The 16,826-nt window shown below is 72.5% G+C and carries 18 protein-coding genes and 1 pseudogene; 4 read left to right on the top strand and 15 right to left on the bottom strand.

Going from position 1 to position 16,826, the window contains the following annotated elements:
* Positions 1-20 precede the first annotated feature (20 nt).
* Positions 21-1,589 (bottom strand): MFS transporter, encoded by a 1,569-nt coding sequence (locus AB0C26_RS21675; RefSeq protein WP_360250088.1) that lies wholly within the window; start codon positions 1,587-1,589, stop codon positions 21-23.
* Positions 1,590-1,656: 67 nt separating this feature from the next.
* Between AB0C26_RS21675 and AB0C26_RS21670 the strand changes: the two genes are divergently transcribed.
* On the top strand, positions 1,657-2,226 hold the full coding sequence (locus AB0C26_RS21670) for a TetR/AcrR family transcriptional regulator (RefSeq protein WP_360250085.1): 570 nt from the start codon (positions 1,657-1,659) through the stop codon (positions 2,224-2,226).
* Here the strand turns inward: AB0C26_RS21670 and AB0C26_RS21665 are convergent.
* Entirely contained in the window at positions 2,216-3,535 is a 1,320-nt protein-coding gene (locus AB0C26_RS21665; protein WP_360250082.1) for a peroxidase family protein, read from the bottom strand. The genes AB0C26_RS21670 and AB0C26_RS21665 overlap by 11 nt on opposite strands.
* Positions 3,536-3,598: 63 nt before the next feature.
* Here AB0C26_RS21665 and AB0C26_RS21660 point away from each other — a divergent pair, with 63 nt between their 5' ends.
* Positions 3,599-4,366, top strand: a complete 768-nt coding sequence (locus tag AB0C26_RS21660) for a dienelactone hydrolase family protein (RefSeq protein ID WP_360250079.1) — start codon at positions 3,599-3,601, stop codon at positions 4,364-4,366.
* On the opposite strand, the gene mnhG is transcribed toward AB0C26_RS21660, so the two are convergent.
* The 10 genes from mnhG to AB0C26_RS21610 all read right to left on the bottom strand — a co-directional run bounded on the left by mnhG (position 4,356) and on the right by AB0C26_RS21610 (position 13,894).
* Positions 4,356-4,703, bottom strand: a complete 348-nt coding sequence (gene mnhG, locus AB0C26_RS21655; RefSeq protein ID WP_360250076.1) for a monovalent cation/H(+) antiporter subunit G — start codon at positions 4,701-4,703, stop codon at positions 4,356-4,358. The two genes, AB0C26_RS21660 and mnhG, sit on opposite strands and share 11 nt — an antisense overlap.
* Positions 4,700-4,999 carry a monovalent cation/H+ antiporter complex subunit F gene (locus AB0C26_RS21650; protein ID WP_360250073.1) on the bottom strand — a complete coding sequence of 100 codons (300 nt, stop codon included), beginning with the start codon at positions 4,997-4,999 and terminating at the stop codon, positions 4,700-4,702. Before AB0C26_RS21650 ends, mnhG begins: the two co-directional genes overlap by 4 nt.
* Positions 4,996-5,538 (bottom strand): Na+/H+ antiporter subunit E, encoded by a 543-nt coding sequence (locus tag AB0C26_RS21645; protein WP_360250070.1) that lies wholly within the window; start codon positions 5,536-5,538, stop codon positions 4,996-4,998. Before AB0C26_RS21645 ends, AB0C26_RS21650 begins: the two co-directional genes overlap by 4 nt.
* A complete protein-coding gene (locus tag AB0C26_RS21640) occupies positions 5,535-7,034 on the bottom strand; it encodes a Na+/H+ antiporter subunit D (RefSeq protein WP_360250067.1) in 1,500 nt (499 codons plus the stop codon). Before AB0C26_RS21640 ends, AB0C26_RS21645 begins: the two co-directional genes overlap by 4 nt.
* The gene (locus AB0C26_RS21635) at positions 7,031-7,420 is read right to left on the bottom strand and encodes a Na(+)/H(+) antiporter subunit C (protein ID WP_360250064.1); all 390 of its coding nucleotides are present in this window, start codon (positions 7,418-7,420) and stop codon (positions 7,031-7,033) included. The genes AB0C26_RS21640 and AB0C26_RS21635 overlap by 4 nt, the downstream gene beginning before the upstream one ends.
* Positions 7,417-10,212 (bottom strand): Na+/H+ antiporter subunit A, encoded by a 2,796-nt coding sequence (locus tag AB0C26_RS21630; protein ID WP_360250061.1) that lies wholly within the window; start codon positions 10,210-10,212, stop codon positions 7,417-7,419. The genes AB0C26_RS21635 and AB0C26_RS21630 overlap by 4 nt, the downstream gene beginning before the upstream one ends.
* Position 10,213: 1 nt before the next feature.
* On the bottom strand, positions 10,214-10,864 hold the full coding sequence (locus AB0C26_RS21625; protein ID WP_360250058.1) for a response regulator transcription factor: 651 nt from the start codon (positions 10,862-10,864) through the stop codon (positions 10,214-10,216).
* Positions 10,861-11,826, bottom strand: coding sequence for a sensor histidine kinase (locus AB0C26_RS21620; protein ID WP_360250055.1), 966 nt, complete (start codon positions 11,824-11,826; stop codon positions 10,861-10,863). The genes AB0C26_RS21625 and AB0C26_RS21620 overlap by 4 nt, the downstream gene beginning before the upstream one ends.
* A gap of 830 nt (positions 11,827-12,656) precedes the next feature.
* A complete protein-coding gene (locus AB0C26_RS21615) occupies positions 12,657-13,274 on the bottom strand; it encodes a hypothetical protein (protein WP_360250052.1) in 618 nt (205 codons plus the stop codon).
* Entirely contained in the window at positions 13,271-13,894 is a 624-nt protein-coding gene (locus tag AB0C26_RS21610; RefSeq protein ID WP_360250049.1) for an NAD(P)H-dependent oxidoreductase, read from the bottom strand. Before AB0C26_RS21610 ends, AB0C26_RS21615 begins: the two co-directional genes overlap by 4 nt.
* Before the next feature lie 86 nt (positions 13,895-13,980).
* Between AB0C26_RS21610 and AB0C26_RS21605 the strand changes: the two genes are divergently transcribed.
* Positions 13,981-14,418: a MarR family transcriptional regulator gene (locus tag AB0C26_RS21605; protein ID WP_360250046.1), complete on the top strand. Its 438-nt coding sequence runs from the start codon at positions 13,981-13,983 to the stop codon at positions 14,416-14,418.
* 46 nt (positions 14,419-14,464) lie between these two features.
* The gene (locus AB0C26_RS21600) at positions 14,465-15,031 is read left to right on the top strand and encodes an HD domain-containing protein (protein WP_360250043.1); all 567 of its coding nucleotides are present in this window, start codon (positions 14,465-14,467) and stop codon (positions 15,029-15,031) included.
* Positions 15,032-15,036: 5 nt separating this feature from the next.
* Here the strand turns inward: AB0C26_RS21600 and AB0C26_RS21595 are convergent, their stop codons facing one another.
* The 3 genes and pseudogenes from AB0C26_RS21595 to AB0C26_RS21585 all read right to left on the bottom strand — a co-directional run.
* Complete coding sequence (locus AB0C26_RS21595) at positions 15,037-15,759, bottom strand: hypothetical protein (protein ID WP_360250040.1); 723 nt, start codon at positions 15,757-15,759, stop codon at positions 15,037-15,039.
* Between the two features lie 57 nt (positions 15,760-15,816).
* Entirely contained in the window at positions 15,817-16,704 is an 888-nt protein-coding gene (locus tag AB0C26_RS21590) for a LysR family transcriptional regulator (RefSeq protein ID WP_360250037.1), read from the bottom strand.
* Positions 16,704-16,826: pseudogene (locus AB0C26_RS21585) on the bottom strand (TetR/AcrR family transcriptional regulator); the annotation flags it as partial. The gene AB0C26_RS21590 and the pseudogene AB0C26_RS21585, both read right to left, overlap by 1 nt.

Genomic DNA, 16,826 nt, shown 5'->3' with positions numbered 1-16,826 from the left:
AAGCCGCCCTCCGCACATCGTCACATCGGACGAATGGTTCCGACTACCTCCCCGGCTTCGTGCTCCCCGGCTTCGTGCTCCCCGGCCTCGTGACGCCCGGCCTCGGGCGAGGCGGCCGGGCCGGCGTGGCGGGGCACCAGCTTCCAGGCCAGGACGCCGGCGATCACCAGCAGGACCGCCGCCACGGCCGAGGTCACCTGCATGGCGTCCGCGAAGGCCTCGCGAGCGCCGGCGAGCAGCGCGTCGCCGTTCAGCGCCTGACTGGCCGACGCGAGCGATTCCTCCACCGCCGTCCGCACGGTGCCCGGCAGCGCCGACAGGTCGGGCAGCGAGGCGCGGTAGAGCATGGTGTGCAGCGTGCCCAGCAGGGCGATGCCGGTGGCCACGCCGAGCTCGTACGCCATCTCGGACACCGCCGACGCGGACCCCGCCCGCTCCGGCGGCACCGAGGCCAGGATCGCGTCGGTCGAGGCGGTGAAGGCGATGCCGACGCCGAGCCCGATGACGATCAGGCCCAGAGCCAGTACGCCGTAGCCGCCCGCACCCTCGCCGGCCGTCAGCACCACGAAACCCGCGGCCGTGACCAGCAGCGACAGGCCCAGCGCGCGGCCCACGCCGAGCCGGGTCATCACCCGGACCGCCACCACGACGACGGCGATCGAGGCCAGGGTCAGCGGAAGCTCGCGCAGGCCGGCCTGCAGCGGCGAGTAGCCACGGACGAGCTGCAGGTACTGCGAGAAGAAGAACAGCAGGCCGCTGAACGCGAAGACGGCGATCACGCTGGCCGCGACCGTGCCGCTGAAGGCCGGGCGGGCGAAGAGCGTGACATCGATCAGCGGCGAGGCGAGCCGGCGCTGCCGTCGCACGAACCACGTGCCGGCGGCCAGGCCGGCCAGCGCCGCCGCCAGGACGGACGCCGAGACGCCCGAGTGGGCGGCGTCCTTGACGGCCCACACCAGCGGGACGATCGCGGCGACCGAGAGCAGCGCGCTCAGCGGGTCGAACCGGCCCGGCGCGGGGTCGCGGGACTCGGGTACGAGCACGGCCACGGCCACCAGCACCAGCAGCATGATCGGCACGTTGATGACGAAGACCGAGCCCCACCAGAAGTGCTCCAGCAGCAGGCCACCGGCGAGCGGGCCGAGCGCCGCGCCGCCGGAGGCGCCGGCCGACCAGATCGCGATGGCGCGGGTGCGCCGGCGCGGCTCGGGGAAGATGTTGCGGACCAGCGAGAGCGTGGACGGCATGAGGGTCGCCCCGGCCACGCCGAGCAGCGCCCGCGCGGCGATCAGCCAGCCCGGGCCGGGTGCGAACGCGGCCAGCAAAGAGGCGGCGCCGAAGCCGGTCACGCCGATCAGGAGCAGGCGCTTGCGCCCGATCCGGTCGGCGAGTGTGCCCATGCTGATCAGGAGCCCGGCCAGGGCGAACGAGTAGACGTCGCCGATCCAGAGCAGTTGGTTGCTGGTCGGCGCGAGATCGGCCGTCAGCGCGGGCACGGCCAGCGCCAGAACCGTGCCGTCCACCGCGAGCAGCGTCACCGCCAGCGTGAGGGCGGCGAGCGCGCCCCAGCGGCGTCCGTTCGAAGTCATGCTCCGACAGTAGCCGACCATTTGGTCGGCAGTACAGACCAAATGGTCGGCTACTACTGTGATCTGTATGCCTCCTCGTGAACGGGACACCGCCCGCACCCGGCGCACGGTGCTCGACGCCGCCGCGCGCACCGTGGCCAAGCAGGGCGCCGGTGTGAGCCTGGACGTCATCGCGCGTGAGGCGGGAGTCTCCAAGAGCGGGCTCCTGCATCACTTCCGGAGCCGCGACCAGCTGCTGCTGGCGCTCGCGCGGGATCAGGTGGACACCTTCGCGGCCGAGGTCCGGGCCGCGGTCGACCCGGCCGACCACGCGGCGGGGCGCCTCGTCCGGGCGTACGTCAAGGTGATTTTCGACAGCCTGGGCGACGAGACGATGATCTCGGAGCACCTGCTGCTCACGGCCGCCCTGTCGACGGTGCCGGGGGTGGCCGAGATCCTTCAGGCGGACGCGCGGGAGTGGGAATCGGCGTTCACCGCCGACGGCCTGCACCCCGACCGCGTCCTGATCATCACCAAGGCGGCCGACGGCGCCTCGCTGGCGACCCTCTACGAGGGCGGCAGCAACCCCGTGGCCCTGGAACGGACGCGGGAGTTGCTGCTCTCGATGACCAGGGGCGAGGGATCGTTCACGGGATGAGCAGGTCGGCCAGCGTGAAGCGGTCGCCGCGGGCCGGCAGCACCGGCGCCCAGCCGGGCTCCAGGCTCAGGTAGCTCGCCGGGTCGGCCCGCAGCAGGCCGGTCAGCACCTCGGCCACGATGCGGCCGCCGACCGGGCCCAGCCGGTCCCCGTCGCCCAGCACCTCGGACTCCTTGAGGATGTAGAACCACAGCGGGACGCCGTGCGGCCAGTCCTCGAGCACCAGCGGCTGCACGCCGATCTCGCGGGCGACCGCCTCGCCGCTGGGCAGGCCGGTCGTCTCGCCGCGCAGCAGGTCCCGCACGGCCAGAGAGTGGTACGCGCCGGTGTCGACGGCGCCCGTGACCTGGACGGGCAGGCCGATGAGGCTGGACGCGAGCCGGCCGTCGAGGCGCTTGGCCCGCTGCGCGGGTGGACGGCCGGGCACGTCGAAGATCTGCGCCAGGTCGATGTGACGGCCGGGTTCCAGCGGGCCGAAGCCGACCAGGTCGGGGAAGAGCGGCACCTCCGGACCGCCCTCGGTGAGCCGGTACGTGTGCCGGATCTGCCCGTGCCCGTACCGGAAGGCGGCGTCGGCGAACTCCAGCGGGATGTACGCCCGCATCGGCTCCGGCGCGAACCAGCGTCCCCCGTTGGCCAGAACGTCCTCGGCGAGCGCCGCACCCACGAGGCGCGGCAGGAAGTCGTGCACGACGATCCACTGGTAGTGCCAGGTGAGCGTGACGCGCGCGCGGTCGTACACATCAGCCTCGGCGGCGCCGCCGTCGCGCAGCCAGTCGACCACGCGGTTGTGCGCGTTCAGGAGCGCGACGTGCAGCGACAGGGCGAACCGGTGCACGTCGTTGCGCGGATCGCCGATCAGCGCGACGCCCTGCGGATTGCGCGGGACGTCGCCGTCGACGACGAGGAACTTCGCCGGGTCGCGCACGTCGAACAGGAACGGCGAGCCGATCGGCCCGTCGGAGTAGAGCATCTCCAGGTTGAGCTTGGGCGCGCGGGCGTTCCTGAGCGCCTCGGGGTCGATCCCGCCGGCCAGGGGAGAACGGTCGGCGGTGATGTCATGGGCGATCAGCTGGCCGAAGAACGGCCAGCCGGCGGCGCCGGCCGCGTCGTCGCTTCCCGGGTTCAGCCGGTCCAGCAACGGCGCCGCGTCGCAGATCCCGCCGGTGTCGCCGGCGCGCATCAGCAGCTTCGGGTCGCCGCCGAGCGGTTGCAGTCCGGGGAACATGCGGCCGTACCGGGCGGCGCCGGTCGGGCGGTCGACGGCACGGACGAGGCTGAGGCAGTGATCGCGGGTGGGAAGGGTCATGCCCACACAGACCGGGTAGCCCCGCTGTTCGTGACGAGCCCGGCAAGGACGAAGATCGGAGGCATGATCGAGCTGTCCGCCCTCCACCAGAACCTCGTCGACAGCGTGCCGGCCGGCGCCGGAGCCCGCGTCGAGGACGAGACCGTCGCCTACGAGCACGACGGTCAACCCCTTCAGGGGTACGCCGTGCACGACACCGCCGTCACCGACCGCAAGCCCGCCGTCATCGTCATCCACGACTGGACGGGCCTGCGCGAGTACCCGAAGGCCCGCGCGCAGATGCTCGCCCGCCTCGGCTACTTCGCGTTCGCCGCCGACGTCTACGGCGCCGGCGTCACCTTCGACAACGACGAGCAGTCGGCCGCCGAGGCCGGCAAGTACTACGGCGACCTGGCGCTGTTCCGGGCCCGCGTGCGGGCCGCGTACGACGTCGTCGCCCAGGACCCGCGCGTCGACCCGGCCCGGATCGTGGTCATCGGCTACTGCTTCGGCGGCAGCGCGGCCGTGGAGTTCGCCCGCACCGGCGCCCCGCTGGCCGGCGCGGTCTCCTTCCACGGCAGCCTGGTCACCCACGAGCCGGCCGACGTGGCCGCCATCAACGCCCCGCTGCTCATCCTCACCGGCGCCGACGACCCGGTGGTCCCGGACGCGGCGGTGCAGAAGTTCGCCGACGAGCTGCGCACCCGCGACGACCTCGACTGGCAGATCACCCTTTACTCGGGCGCCCAGCACGCGTACACCCTGCCCGGCATTCCCCCGTACGACGAGAGGGCCGACAAGCGCAGCTGGCGCGAGCTGGTCAACTTCCTGGACGAGGTCTTCACCCGCTGACCCGATCGCCGGCCGGGGCCAGCTCGTCGGTGACCAGCAGGTCGGTACGGGCCATCCCGGCCCGGTACCCGGCGCGGCCGATCATGTGGGCGGCCACCGGCGCGGTCGCCATCTGGAAGACGGCCACGAGGATCAGGGTGGTGACGTCGACCACGTCGCGCAGGCGCAGACCGCAGCCCAGCAACACCAGCAGCAGGCCGAGCACCTGCGGTTTGGTGGCGGCGTGCATCCGCGACAGCAGATCCGGGAAGCGCACCAGGCCCACCCCGGCCGAGAGGCTGAGGATCGCGCCGGCCACCAGGCAGGCCGCGGCGACCACGTCGAGAACAGCGCTCATCGCCGCCCCCTCGGCGCGGTCGTCTCATCGGCCCGCGCCGGGGCGGGCGCCGCGGTGAAGCGGGCGACGCTGACGGCGCCGGTGAAGCCGAGGATGGACAGGACGACCAGGATGGGCAGGCCGGTCGCGTCGCGGGAGAAGGCGGCCTCGGCGGCGATGGCCATCACGACGACCGCCAGCAGCACGTCCGTGGCGACGACGCGGTCGAGGATCGACGGCCCGCGCACGACGCGGATCAGGGCCAGTCCGGCGCCCAGGGCGAGCAGGGAAGTGACCAGTACGGCGATGACTGTCATGTCGGCGGCTCCTTGATGGCGCGGCGCTCGGCCGGTGAGCCGAACGCGTGGACGATCCGGCGTTCCAGGTCGAGCACGTCGCGGCGGAAACGCTCGGCGCCGGCCGCGTCCCGCACGCCGAGCACGTGCACGTAGAGCACCCCGCTCTCCCGGTCCGCCTCGACGATGAGGCTGCCGGGCACCAGTGACAGGGCCTCGGCGGTCAGAGTCAGGCCGAGATCGGACGGGACCCTCAGCGGTACGGCGATGACGGCACTGCGCGGCACGTGCCCGAACCGGAAGGCGAGCGCGGACACCTGCGCGCTCGCCACGACCAGGTCCCGGACGAAGCGCCAGGCGAACCGCAGCACGCCGAGCGGGTGGACCCGGCCCGCGTAGGTCACTGGCGGAAGCGGGAAGACGGTCAGCACCACGACGGCCACGAGCGCCCCGCCCAGCATCGTCAGCGGGGTGAACGAGCCCCACAGCAGCGCCCAGATCACGGTCAGCCCGGCCGCCGCGACGGCCCGGTCCCGCCATCGGCCCCGTAACCCCCTCATCGCGTAGCTCCGAAGACGGCTTCGACGTAGCCGGAACGTTCCAGGAGGCCGCCGGCGGCCTGGTCGCCGATCTCGAAGAGCGGTCCCGCGACGGCCGTGAGGCCCACGCCCAGCGCCACCAGCGCCAGCGTCGAGCCCACCATCAGCGGCGGCAACGGGCTCCGGGCGGGCGTCGACGCGTGCGGGACCCGCCAGAAGGCCAGGTTCCAGACGCGGGCCACCGCGTAGAGGGTCAGCAGGCTCGTGGCCAGGCCGCCGGCGATGAGCAGCCAGGCCAGCACCCCGCCGTCGGCCGCGCCGGCCTGCACCAGGCCCAGCTTGCCGATGAAGCCGGAGAACGGCGGGATGCCGGCGAGGTTCAGGGCGGGCACCAGGAACAACACGGCCAGCACGGGGGAGAGCCGGGCCAGCCCGCCCAGCCGGTCCAGCGCCGTACTGCCGCCCCTCTTCTCGATGAGACCGGTGGCCAGGAACAGGGTGGTCTGGATAGTGATGTGGTGGACCACGTAGAAGATGGCGCTGGACAGCCCGAGCCGGGTGGTCAGCCCGACCCCGAACAGCAGAAAGCCGATGTGGCTGACCAGGGTGAACGACAGCAGGCGCTTGATGTCGGACTGGGCCACCGCGCCCAGGATCCCGACGACCATCGTCAGCAGGGCCAGGATCAGCAGGACGACCGCCGCGCGACCGCCGGGGAACAGCAGGGTCTCGGTGCGGATGATGGCGTACACCCCGACTTTGGTGAGAAGGCCGGCGAAGACGGCCGTGACCGGCGCCGGCGCGGTCGGATAGCTGTCGGGCAGCCACGACGACAGCGGGAAGACCGCGGCCTTGATGCCGAAGGCGAGCAGCAGCATGCCCTGCAGCATCAGGCGCAGACCGTCCGGCAGCGCGTCCAGGCGCTCGACCAGGTGGGCCATCGTGAGCGTGCCGGTGGCGGCGTAGACGAGGCCGATCGCGGTCAGGAAGATGACCGACGACAGGAGGCTGACCACGACGTACGTGATGCCGGCCCGGATCCGGTTCTCGGTGCCGCCGAGGGTCAGCAGGACATAGCTGGCGACGAGCAGGATCTCGAACCCGACGTAGAGGTTGAAGAGGTCGCCGGCCAGGAAGGCGTTGGTGACGCCGGCCGTGAGCACCAGGTACGTCGGGTGGTAGACCGACAGCGGGGTCTCCTCGTGCCCGTCGGCCATGCCCTGCCCGATCGAGTAGACGAGCACGCACACCGTCATGGTGGACGAGACCACCAGCATCAGCGCGGCCAGCTGGTCGGCCACGAGCACGATGCCGAGCGGCGCCGCCCAGCCGCCGACGGTCACGACCATCGAGCCGCCGGTCGTGGTGAGCCCGAGCAGGGCGGCCGAGACCAGCACGGTGGCCGTGAGGACGGTCAGGCTCACCGTCCGCTGGGCCCGGGGCCGGCCGGCCATCATCAGCGTCAGGGCCGCGCCGATCAGCGGCATGACGACGGGCAGGGGCACGAGCCAGGTCATCGGTCGTCCTCGGTTCCGGATCCCTGGTCGGTCTCGGCCAGGCGCATGATGCGGCGGTCCTCCACGTCGTCCTGCACCTCGTCGTGCCCGTCCACGGCCCAGCTCCGGTAGGCCAGGGCGAGCAGGAAGGCGGTCATCCCCAGGGTGATGACGATGGCGGTCAGAATCATGATCTGGGGCAGCGGATCGGCCATGTCGGCCTCGTTCGCGGCGCCGACGATCGGCGGCGCTCCGGCCTTGCCGCCCAGCAGGATGAGCAGGTTGACACCGTTGCCGAGCAGGATCATTCCCATCAGTACGCGGGTGAGGCTGCGCTCCAGCAGCATCGCGACCCCGGCCGCGAAGAGCACGCCGACGATGACGACGTAAACCAGGTTCGGTGTCATACCAGCTCCTTCTCTCGTCGTTCGGTGGGCGCGTCGGAGGTCTCGGCGGCGGCGTGCTGGCGGTCCAGTTCGCCGCCGAGGCTGCGCAGGATCTCCAGGACGAGGCCGACCACGATGAGGTAGACGCCGACGTCGAAGCAGGCCGACGTGGCGAAGTGGACGTGCCCGATCAGCGGCAGCGTCACGTCGACGAGCGCGCTCTGCAGCACCTGCCCGCCCGCGACGAGGGCCGCGGCGCCGGTGCCGACCGCGATCAGCAGGCCGGTGCCGAGCACCAGGCCCGCGTCGACCGGCGCCGCGGCGTTGAGCTCGCGGCGTCCGCCCGCCAGATAGCGGATGGTCAGCGCCAGCCCGGCCACCAGCCCGCCGGCGAAGCCGCCGCCGGGCGCGTTGTGACCCGAGAAGAGCAGGTAGACCGAGAACAACACGATGGTGTGGAACAGCAGCCGCGCCACGACCTGCAGAATGATGGACTCATGGCTCTCGCCGGCGAGCAACCAGCCGGCCTGCCGCGATGGCCCGGTCCGCGCCGGCACGGTCTGCTCGGCCCGCCGCCGCTGCAGCGCGGCGCTGCGCTGGTAGATGAGGCTGGCCACGCCGGTGGCGGCCACCACGAGCACGGAGATCTCGCCCATGGTGTCCCAGGCCCGGATGTCGACCAGGGCGACGTTGACGACGTTGTGACCGCCGCCGAAGGCGACCGCCGGCCCGGGGAAGCCGACCGAGACCGGAACCGCGAGCCGCCCGCTCACCGCCACGTAGGCCATCGCCGACGTGACGGCGCCGGTCGCCACGGCCACGGCCATCCGGATCCACCGGGTGCCCCGCAGCGGCCGCTCCGAGAACCGCCGCGGCAGGCGCCGCAGCACCAGCACGAACATCACGATCGTGACCGTCTCGACCAGGAACTGGGTGAGCGCTAGGTCCGGCGCGCCGTGCAGCACGAACAGGACGGCCACCCCGTACCCGCAGACCCCGACCAGGATCATCGCCGTGAGCCGCCGCCGGGCCCGGGCCGCGATCAGCGCCGCCGCCACCACGACCACACCGGCCACGAGTTGCAGCGGCGTGTCCCAGAGCCGGATCCCGCCCGGCCGGAACCCGGACAGCAGCAGCGTCGTCGCGCCCATCATGACCAGGACCAGCAGGATCGCGCCGAGCGAGAACGGCAGCGACCCCCGCTGGGTGGCTCCGGTGACCTCGACCGCGGCCCGGTCGATGGCCGCCATGACCCGCCGGTAGACGCCGTCCGCTGTCGGCAGCCGCTGCTCCGGCACCCGCAGTCCCCGGTGCTGGGCAACGAAAATCCCCGCGCCACCGAGCAGCACCACCACCGACAGCAGCACCGGCAGACCGAGGCCGTGCCACAGCGCGAGGTGGCCGGTGGTCCCGGTCCAGAGATTGACGTACGGGGTGAGCGCCCGATCGAGCGCGGGCGCGCCCACCCCCACCGCGAGGCCGGCGAGCGCGAGCACCGCCGCCGGCCCGGCGAGAGCCAAGGGCGGTCGCGGTGCGGCGGTGGTGTCCATCGCCGGCTTGGTGGCGAAGGTGCCCCACAGGAAGCGGAGTCCATAGGCGACGGTCAGGACGGAGCCGGCCAGCAGGGCCGCCAAAATCAGTGGGTCGTGCTCGAAGGCGGCGAACAGCGTCTCCTTGCCGACGAAGCCGGCAAGCGGGGGAACACCGGCCATCGACGCCACGGCCAGGCCGGCCACGACGGCCAGGGCCGGCATCCGGCGGCCCAGGCCGCTCAGCTCCCGCAGGTCGCGGGTGCCGGTCAGCTTGTCGACGACGCCCACGACCAGGAACAGGGTCGCCTTGAACAGGGCGTGCGCGAGCAGCAGGGCCACGCCGGCCAGCGCGGCCGCCCGCGAGCCGGCGCCGAAGGCCACGGTCAGCAGGCCGAGCTGACTCACCGTTCCGTACGCCAGAAGCAGTTTGAGGTCGTGCTGGCGCAGGGCGGCCCAGCCGCCGAGCAGCAACGTGACGGCGCCGGCGGCCACCGTGACGGGCTGCCAGGCCGGGGTGACGGCCAGGGCCGGCCCGAGCAGGCCGACCAGGAAGACGCCGGCCTTGACCATCGACGCCGCGTGCAGATAGGCGGACGCGGGCGTGGGCGCGGCCATCGCGGCCGGCAGCCAGAAGCTGAACGGGAAGACGGCCGACTTGGAGAGCGCGCCGGCCAGGATCAGCACCGCCGCCGTGGTGCTTCCGGCCGGCAGCGGGCTCTCGGCGATCTCGGACCAGCGGTACGTGCCGGCGCCGTGCCCCAGGATCACGAAGCCGGCCAGCATCGCCAGGCCGCCGGCCGTCGTCACGACCAGCGCCTGCATCGCCGCCCGGCGGCCGGCCGCCTGCTCGGGCTTGTGCCCGATCAGCAGGTACGAGAAGACGGTGGTCAGCTCCCAGAAGACGTACAGCAGAAGCAGGTCGTCGGAAAGCACCAGCCCGGTCATGGCGCCGGCGAAGCCGAGGAAGACCGCCGCGAACCGGCCGAGGCCGGGATCGCCGGGCGGGAAGTACGACGCGCAGTACGCCAGGACGACCGCGCCGACGCCGCCGACGATCAGCAGCATCAGCCACGGCAGCGGCCCGGAGCGCAGGGCGAGGTCCATGTCGAGGTGCGGCACCCAGCGGTACGTGGCGGCCACCGAACCGGGGTTCAGGACGGCCCAGCCGGCCGCCGACGCCGGAACCAGGGCGAGCAGGTACAGCGCTCGATTACCTATAAACCTAATCAAAACGGGCGCGATCAGGGCGGCCAGGGCGTGGAGAAGCAGGATCGCGAGCATGTCAGGGCTCGATCAGACCGGCGCGGATCGCGTACCTGGTCAGTTCCTGCCGGTCCTTCAGGCCCAGCTTGGCCAGAATGTTGGACCGGTGCCGTTCCACCGTCTTGACACTGATGAACAACAGCTCGGCGATCTCCCGGGTGGAGTGGCCCTCGGCGACCAGCTTCAGCACCTCCTCCTCGCGGTCGGTCACCGGCCGGGTGGGGATCTCGCCGCCGCGGGCCCGTTCGAGATAGTCGCGGACCAGGGCGGTCTCGGCCCCCGGGTAGAGGAACGACTCGTCGCGCATCGCCGCGTGGCACGCCTCGACCAGATCCCGGTCGGCCACCGACTTCGGCACGAACCCGGCCGCGCCGACCCGCAGAGCCTCGAAGAAGTACTGCTCGTTGTCGTACATGGTCAGGATGAGGATGCGCAGCCCCGGCCGGCGGCGGGTCAGCTCCCGGGCGGCCTGCAGGCCGGTCATCCGCGGCATCGCGATGTCCAGCACGGCCAGATCCGGCGGGTCGGCCGCGGCCAGGGCCACCGCCTCGGCCCCGTCGGCCGCCTCGGCGATCACCGTCAGGTCGGGTTCGTTGTCCAGGATCAGGCGGACGCCGCGGCGGACCAGCGCGTGGTCGTCGGCCAGCAGAATGCGGGTGGGCGCGGTCATGCGGTGCCTCCCAAGGTCGCGCCGACGGATGTGGGAACGTGCAGCGACACCGCGGTGCCGCCGTCCGGCAACTGCTCGACGGTGAGCGCGGCGCCGATCAGAAGGGCGCGTTCACGCATGCCCCGGATGCCGGCGCCCTCAGTGGCGGAGCCGAGCCCCCGCCCGTCGTCGCGCACGCATAGTCGAACCCCGTCGGCCTGCCCCTGCAGGGAGAGCTCGACGTGGTGCGCGCCGGAATGGCGGGCCGCGTTGGTCAGGCCCTCCTGAGCCACCCGGTAGACGACCAGCTCGACGTCCTTGCCGAGCGGGGGCAGGTCGGAGGCGACCCGGCGCCGGACGGTCAGCCCGGCGGTGGTGAACTCGATCGCCAGCGCGCGCAGGGCACTGGCCAGGCCCAGCTCCTCGAGCACGCCGGGGCGCAGCCGGCGGGCGATCCGGCGGATCTCGTCGAGGCTGTTGCGGGTGCTCTCCTGGGCCTGCCGCAGCTGATCGCGCACCGGCTGAGGGGAGGAGTCGGCGATCCGCTTGAGGTCGAGCAGCACGGCGGTGAGGGTCTGGCCGATCTCGTCGTGCAGTTCCTGCGCGATGCGGTGCCGTTCCTCCTCCTGCGCGGCGAGCGCCCGGCCGGCGCTCGACGCGCGTTCGTGCTCCAATCGCTCGAGCATGGTGTTGAAGGCGTGCATGAGCGAGCTGATCTCGCCCTGCCCCTCGGCGGCGAGGCGCGTGCCGGGCCGGAGCAGGTCGATGGTCGTCATGACCCGCGTCACCCGGGCCAGCGGCCGCAGCCCGACCCGCAGCATCGCCGCGTTGGCGACGAGCGTGGCGACAGTGCCCGCGAAGATGATGACGGCCTCGGTCATCCGCGCCGTCGCCGACACCGTCACCGGCGCGAAGAGCAGCACCAGCGCCGCCACGGTGAGCACGGCCGCGTTCAGCGAGAAAATCCTCCAGAACAACGACACAGAGCCACCAATCCGATCGGTTTCAGGTCCGCCTCAAGCCTGCCGGTCCACCGTCCCACCGTCCATCCGTGCCGACCCCCATTCCCCACCGCGACGCACCCAGCCGCCCGAGCGCGGCCGGCCCGACCCACCTCCGCGTCCCGGCCCGGCTGGTTTGGCTCACCTCTGTGTCCTGGGCGCGGCCGGTCTGGCCGACGTCTGCGCCCGGGGGCGCGGCTGGCTTGGCCGACCTCTGTGTCCGGGGATGCGGCTGGCTTGGCCGACCTTTGCGTCCGGGGATGCGGCTGGCTTGGCCGACCTTTGCGTCCGGGGACGCGGCCGGCTTGGCCGACCTCTGCGCCCCGTGCGCGGCCGGCCTGGCCAGGCCCTTCTGCTGCCGGCCGAGCCGAGGGGCACGCCGTCATCATCCATTCCCCGACGGACGCACAGGGCCGCACGCCCAACATGACGCCGCCTCTCATTCTTCCTGCGGCGGCCGATCGCGGTTGTCCCACCGGCGCGGCGCGGCGCGGTGGCGGCGTGCTCGTCCGGCGTGGCTGCGGGGGTGGCGTGCTGGTGTGGCGTGGCCGCGGGGCGTGCTTGTGTGGCGCGGCGGCGGGGCGCGGCTGCGGGGGGCGCGGATGCGGTGGCCCGCTCGTTCGGCGTGCCCGCACTCGACCGCAGCTTTTCCGCGTGCGGGCGACCTTCCCGGGTGGGCCGGGAGCGTGGGCTGGCGACGTCAGGCGTGATTCGGGCGGCGAGCCGTGACCGACTCGCTGGTGGAGGGGCTCGGGAGCCGGATCGCGGGCGACCGCGATCCGGCTCCCGAGGAGTGGAGTACCAGGGACGCGTTAAGCGGTCAGGGCCGGTCTGGCCGACGTGGTGAGGCCGTGAGTGGCCAGCAGGGCGGTTGCCGCGGCGAAGCCGAAGCCGGCGAACGGCTGCACGAACGGCACGGCGATGCCGGCCACGAAGAGGGCTATGAGTGCCGCGTAGGCGATGCCGTACGGGCGCCGGCCCGCGCGGCTGATCGCCACGCCTGTCACCGCGGCCGCGACGACGAGCAGGAACGAGGCGGACAGCGCGGTGGCGACCAGCGCCGGACCGTACGCGGTGTCGTCGTTCATCGCCGCCATGCCCGGCACGCCCGCCAGGTGGGCGCGGCCGAGGCCGGGCTGCACGAAGGCGGCGCTGCCGAATGTGGCGGCCAGGAAGACGTTGGCGATCGTCGTGAGCACCAGGCCGGCCAGCGCCGGCTTGCTCGGGCCGAGGGCGAAGGACAGGCCGATCGCGCCGAGGATGGCGAGGGCGGCACCGAGAATGCTGGCGCCGAGGTGGCTGACCAGGAAGACGCCGGTGGTCACGTATTCGGCGTACGCGTCGAAGTCGGTGACGGGCGGCTGGTGGGTGAGGGTGCTCAGGCCGAGCAGGACGCCGTAGGCCGGAAGCGCCCAGAGCAGGGCCTTCATTGCAGGAACTCCTTCGCGAGGTCGCGCGCCCGCTCGTGGGCGACGCGGCGTGCGGTGGCGGCGTCGGCGGTGGCCAGGTTGGGCCGGAAGTGGACCGTGCGGATGTCGTCGACTCCGGCCCAGCGCAGCCAGTCCTCCAGGTACGGGGCCTGGAAGTCGGCGCCGAAAGCCGGGCCGCGGTCCGGCCCGTACACCGCGCTGGTGTAGACGACGGCGGCCCGTTTGCCGTGGAGCAGGCCGCGGTAGCCGGTCGCGGGGTCGAATCCGAAGACGAGGCCGGGCTGGCTGACGACGTCGATGAACTGCTTGAGGATGTACGGGATTCCGGCGTTCCACATGGGCACGCTGAACAGGTAGCTGTCGGCCGCGTCGAAGCGGCGGAACGTGGCGATGGCCGCGTTCCAGGCCTCCGCCGCCGCCCCGCGCGGCTCCTCGCCGGCGAAGACGGCCATCTTGGCCGCCGCGGCGTCGGGGCCGAACGCCGGCAGGGTGCCGTCCCACAGGTCGTACTCCTCGACCTCCACCCGCGAGTCGCGGATCACTTCCAGGAACGTGCCGGCGAGGGCCAGCGACTCCGAGCGGGGGCCGCGCGGCGAGGCGGACAGGTGCATCAGCTTCATGGCGATCTCCTGACGTGAGGATGCGTGCGCACGCACATTCTTACGCCGATGCGTGCGCACGCACAAGAACTGGGTAGGCTGCGGTGATGAGCGACACCGATGTGGCCGCGTGGGCGGCTCTGCTGCGGGTGCACGCCGCCCTCGTACCGCGGCTCGACAAGGAGTTGCAGTCGGCCTGCGACCTGCCGCTGACCTGGTACGACGTGCTGCTGGAGCTGAACTCGGCGCCCGGGCGCAAGCTCAGCATGGGCGAGCTCGGCGAGGTGGCGGTGGTCAGCCGCACCCGGGCCAGCCGGGTGGTCGACAGCCTGGTCGCCGCCGGGCTGGTCGCCCGCGAGACGAACCCCGAGGACAAGCGCTCGTCGTACGCCACCATCACCGAACAGGGGCGCCGCCGGCTGCGCGAGGCGGCTCCGGTCTACCTGGCCGGCATCGAACGCCACTTCACGTCGCAGATGAGCGCGGCCGAGTCGCGTACCGTCGCCAAGGCCCTGGAAAAGGTCCTGTCCGCCACCAACGTATAAGTTTTGTACACCTGCTGTTCATGTTTACGGGGTTACCGTTACCCCCATGATCCGCCCGCTCGTCGCCGACGCTCGTGACCTCGCCGAACGTGTCCTGGCGGAGCTACCGGAGCGATGGCAGCACTCGGCCGGGGTGGCCGAGCGGGCCACACAGATCAGCGCGACCGTGAGCGCCGAGGAGGCCGACGTCCTGGTCGCGGCCGCCTGGCTGCACGACATCGGGTACGCCGAGGCGCTGCGCGACACCGGCTTCCACCCGCTCGACGGGGCGCGGCACCTCCAGCGCCTTCAGTGGCCGATGCGGATCGCCGGCCTGGTCGCGCATCACTCCGGCGCGATCTGCGTGGCGCACGCCAAGGGGCTCGAGGGGGCGCTGGCCGAGTTCCCGCAGGAGCACACGCCGGTCAGCGACGGGCTGACCTACGCGGACCAGACCGTGGGCCCGTACGGGCGCAGCATGGATTTCGAGGACCGGATGGCCGACATGCTCCGCCGCCACGGTCCCGGCTCGCCGAACGCGGCCGTGCACTCCCGCCGCGCGCCGATGCTGCGCGCGGCCGTGCACCGCGTGATGTCCCGGCTGGCCGTCCCGGCCGGCGTGCGGGTCGCCTGAGGCTTTTACGCCGCGGCGGTGGCCAGGGCCAGCTCGGTCTTGGTGTGCTGCACCTCGGACGGGGCGATGCCGTCCTTACGCAGCGCCCGCGAGACCCGGGCCGACACGGCGGCGGCCTCGTCGACCGGGCACTTCGTGGAGAGCTCGAGCAGGGCCGAACCGTCCGGGTAGACCCAGCGTTCCGCGGTCAGGGCCAGGCCGCGCACCTTGACCCGGCGCTTACGCGCCTTGACGGGGCCGAAGGTCGTGAGTTCGCCGAGCTCGCCGGGTGCGTACGCCGAAAGCAGCCGCCGCTGGCCCGCCGAGAGCAACGACGTCAGGGGTTTGCCGTCCTTGCGGGCGCGGGCCACGCTGCCCTTGGCGAGGGGCTGCTTGAGCGCGCCCGAGCAGACGTAGTTGCCCGGCATGGCGTCGACCTCGACGTGGAAGCCGGGGGAGCGGCGCAGCCAGCCCGGAACATTGCTCGTGTGCATGGGGCGCAGCTTGACCACGATGTCGTCCGGCCGGCCGGCCCGTTCGCGGACGCGCACGACGATGCCGTGCTGCTTCAGCGCCAGGGCCGGGGTGTCCAGGAAGTAGACCTTCCGGGCCTGGCCGCCCACGGGGCCGCCGTCCGGAATGAGGAGCTTCAGCTCCACCAGGTCGGCCTGACGGGTGATGACCCGCAGGTCGTCGGCCTGATCCGACGGCGGTTGCCAGAATCCTCCCATGGAAGGTCGCGAACTCACTCGAACAACCGTACAGGAACTCCCGTTGAAAGATCATCAACGGGGGGTCATTTTCAGTTAATCCTCTGTTAACCCGTAGGGGGCCTCGTCCTCGACGAAGTCCCGGAACCGGGAAGCCGCCGGTCCCAGGCGACGATCGGTGCGCCAGGTCAGCCCGACCACCCGCTCGGCGCCCGGGGCGGCCAGGGCCAGCCCGACCGTGCCCGAGACGCCGACGAACTGCTCCGGCACCAGCGCCACACCCAGGCCGGCGCCGACCAGACCCTCGATCGTGGCCAGATCGCCGATCTCGAAGGCGACCCGCGGCGTCACACCGGCCGCCGCGAACAGGTCGTCGACCAGCTGGCGGAAGCCGAACCCGGGCGGAATCGTCACAAAGTCCTGCTTCGCCACCTCGGCCAGCGGCACGGTCCGCGTCCTGTCGGCCCAACGGTGGTCCGGCGAGACGATCAGGGCCAGGCTCTGCGTCTGCAAGGCGACCCAGCCGTACGGGCCGGGCGGGCGGGGCGAGATCAGCGCCAGCTCCGAGAGGCCCGCGTCGAGGTCGCGCAGCATCTCGTGGCCGGGTTCCTGCCGCAGCTCGACCCGCATGCGCGGCGCGCGGCGACGGACATCGCGCAGGATGCGCGGCACGAGCGAGGTCGCCATCGAGTCGAGGAAGGCCAGCCGCACGGTGCCCGAATCGGGGTCGAGCAGCCCGGCCAGATCACGGCGCAGCCGGTCGTGCCGGTCGACGATGTCGCGGGCCGCGTCCAAGGTCAGCTCGCCGAGCGGGTTGGGGTGCACGCCGCGCGCGTCCCGCTCGAACAGCCGGGCCCCGAGCTCGTCCTCGACCCGCTTCAACAGCCGGGACAACGTCGGCTGGGTCGTACCGAGCACAGCGGCGGCCTCGGTGACGTGGCGGTGCTCACCCAGCGCCAGCAGCGCCCGAAGCTCCTCGATCATCACGAGATCACATGGCGGTGCAGGTATTCCCGGATCAGCGCCTTGGCCTCGGTCAGCACGGACTCGTCACCGCTCTGGTCGCGCCGGAACGCCAGCTTGATCAGCGCGTCCGCCGCCTCCAC

This window comes from Actinoplanes sp. NPDC048796, from assembly GCF_040650035.1.
GTDB lineage: Bacteria > Actinomycetota > Actinomycetes > Mycobacteriales > Micromonosporaceae > Actinoplanes.
This window is presented reverse-complemented; position numbering and strand designations above follow the sequence as displayed.

Coding starts and splice junctions, on each gene's coding strand:
- AB0C26_RS21670 (WP_360250085.1), top strand. CDS start 1,657: ATGCCTCCTCGTGAACGGGACACCGCCCGCACCCGGCGCACGGTGCTC.
- AB0C26_RS21650 (WP_360250073.1), bottom strand. CDS start 4,999: ATGACAGTCATCGCCGTACTGGTCACTTCCCTGCTCGCCCTGGGCGCC.
- AB0C26_RS21630 (WP_360250061.1), bottom strand. CDS start 10,212: ATGCTCGCGATCCTGCTTCTCCACGCCCTGGCCGCCCTGATCGCGCCC.
- AB0C26_RS21590 (WP_360250037.1), bottom strand. CDS start 16,704: ATGATCGAGGAGCTTCGGGCGCTGCTGGCGCTGGGTGAGCACCGCCAC.
- AB0C26_RS21640 (WP_360250067.1), bottom strand. CDS start 7,034: ATGACCTGGCTCGTGCCCCTGCCCGTCGTCATGCCGCTGATCGGCGCG.
- AB0C26_RS21675 (WP_360250088.1), bottom strand. CDS start 1,589: ATGACTTCGAACGGACGCCGCTGGGGCGCGCTCGCCGCCCTCACGCTG.
- mnhG (WP_360250076.1), bottom strand. CDS start 4,703: ATGAGCGCTGTTCTCGACGTGGTCGCCGCGGCCTGCCTGGTGGCCGGC.
- AB0C26_RS21660 (WP_360250079.1), top strand. CDS start 3,599: ATGATCGAGCTGTCCGCCCTCCACCAGAACCTCGTCGACAGCGTGCCG.
- AB0C26_RS21600 (WP_360250043.1), top strand. CDS start 14,465: ATGATCCGCCCGCTCGTCGCCGACGCTCGTGACCTCGCCGAACGTGTC.
- AB0C26_RS21610 (WP_360250049.1), bottom strand. CDS start 13,894: ATGAAGCTGATGCACCTGTCCGCCTCGCCGCGCGGCCCCCGCTCGGAG.
- AB0C26_RS21605 (WP_360250046.1), top strand. CDS start 13,981: ATGAGCGACACCGATGTGGCCGCGTGGGCGGCTCTGCTGCGGGTGCAC.
- AB0C26_RS21645 (WP_360250070.1), bottom strand. CDS start 5,538: ATGAGGGGGTTACGGGGCCGATGGCGGGACCGGGCCGTCGCGGCGGCC.
- AB0C26_RS21665 (WP_360250082.1), bottom strand. CDS start 3,535: ATGACCCTTCCCACCCGCGATCACTGCCTCAGCCTCGTCCGTGCCGTC.
- AB0C26_RS21625 (WP_360250058.1), bottom strand. CDS start 10,864: ATGACCGCGCCCACCCGCATTCTGCTGGCCGACGACCACGCGCTGGTC.
- AB0C26_RS21615 (WP_360250052.1), bottom strand. CDS start 13,274: ATGAAGGCCCTGCTCTGGGCGCTTCCGGCCTACGGCGTCCTGCTCGGC.
- AB0C26_RS21635 (WP_360250064.1), bottom strand. CDS start 7,420: ATGACACCGAACCTGGTTTACGTCGTCATCGTCGGCGTGCTCTTCGCG.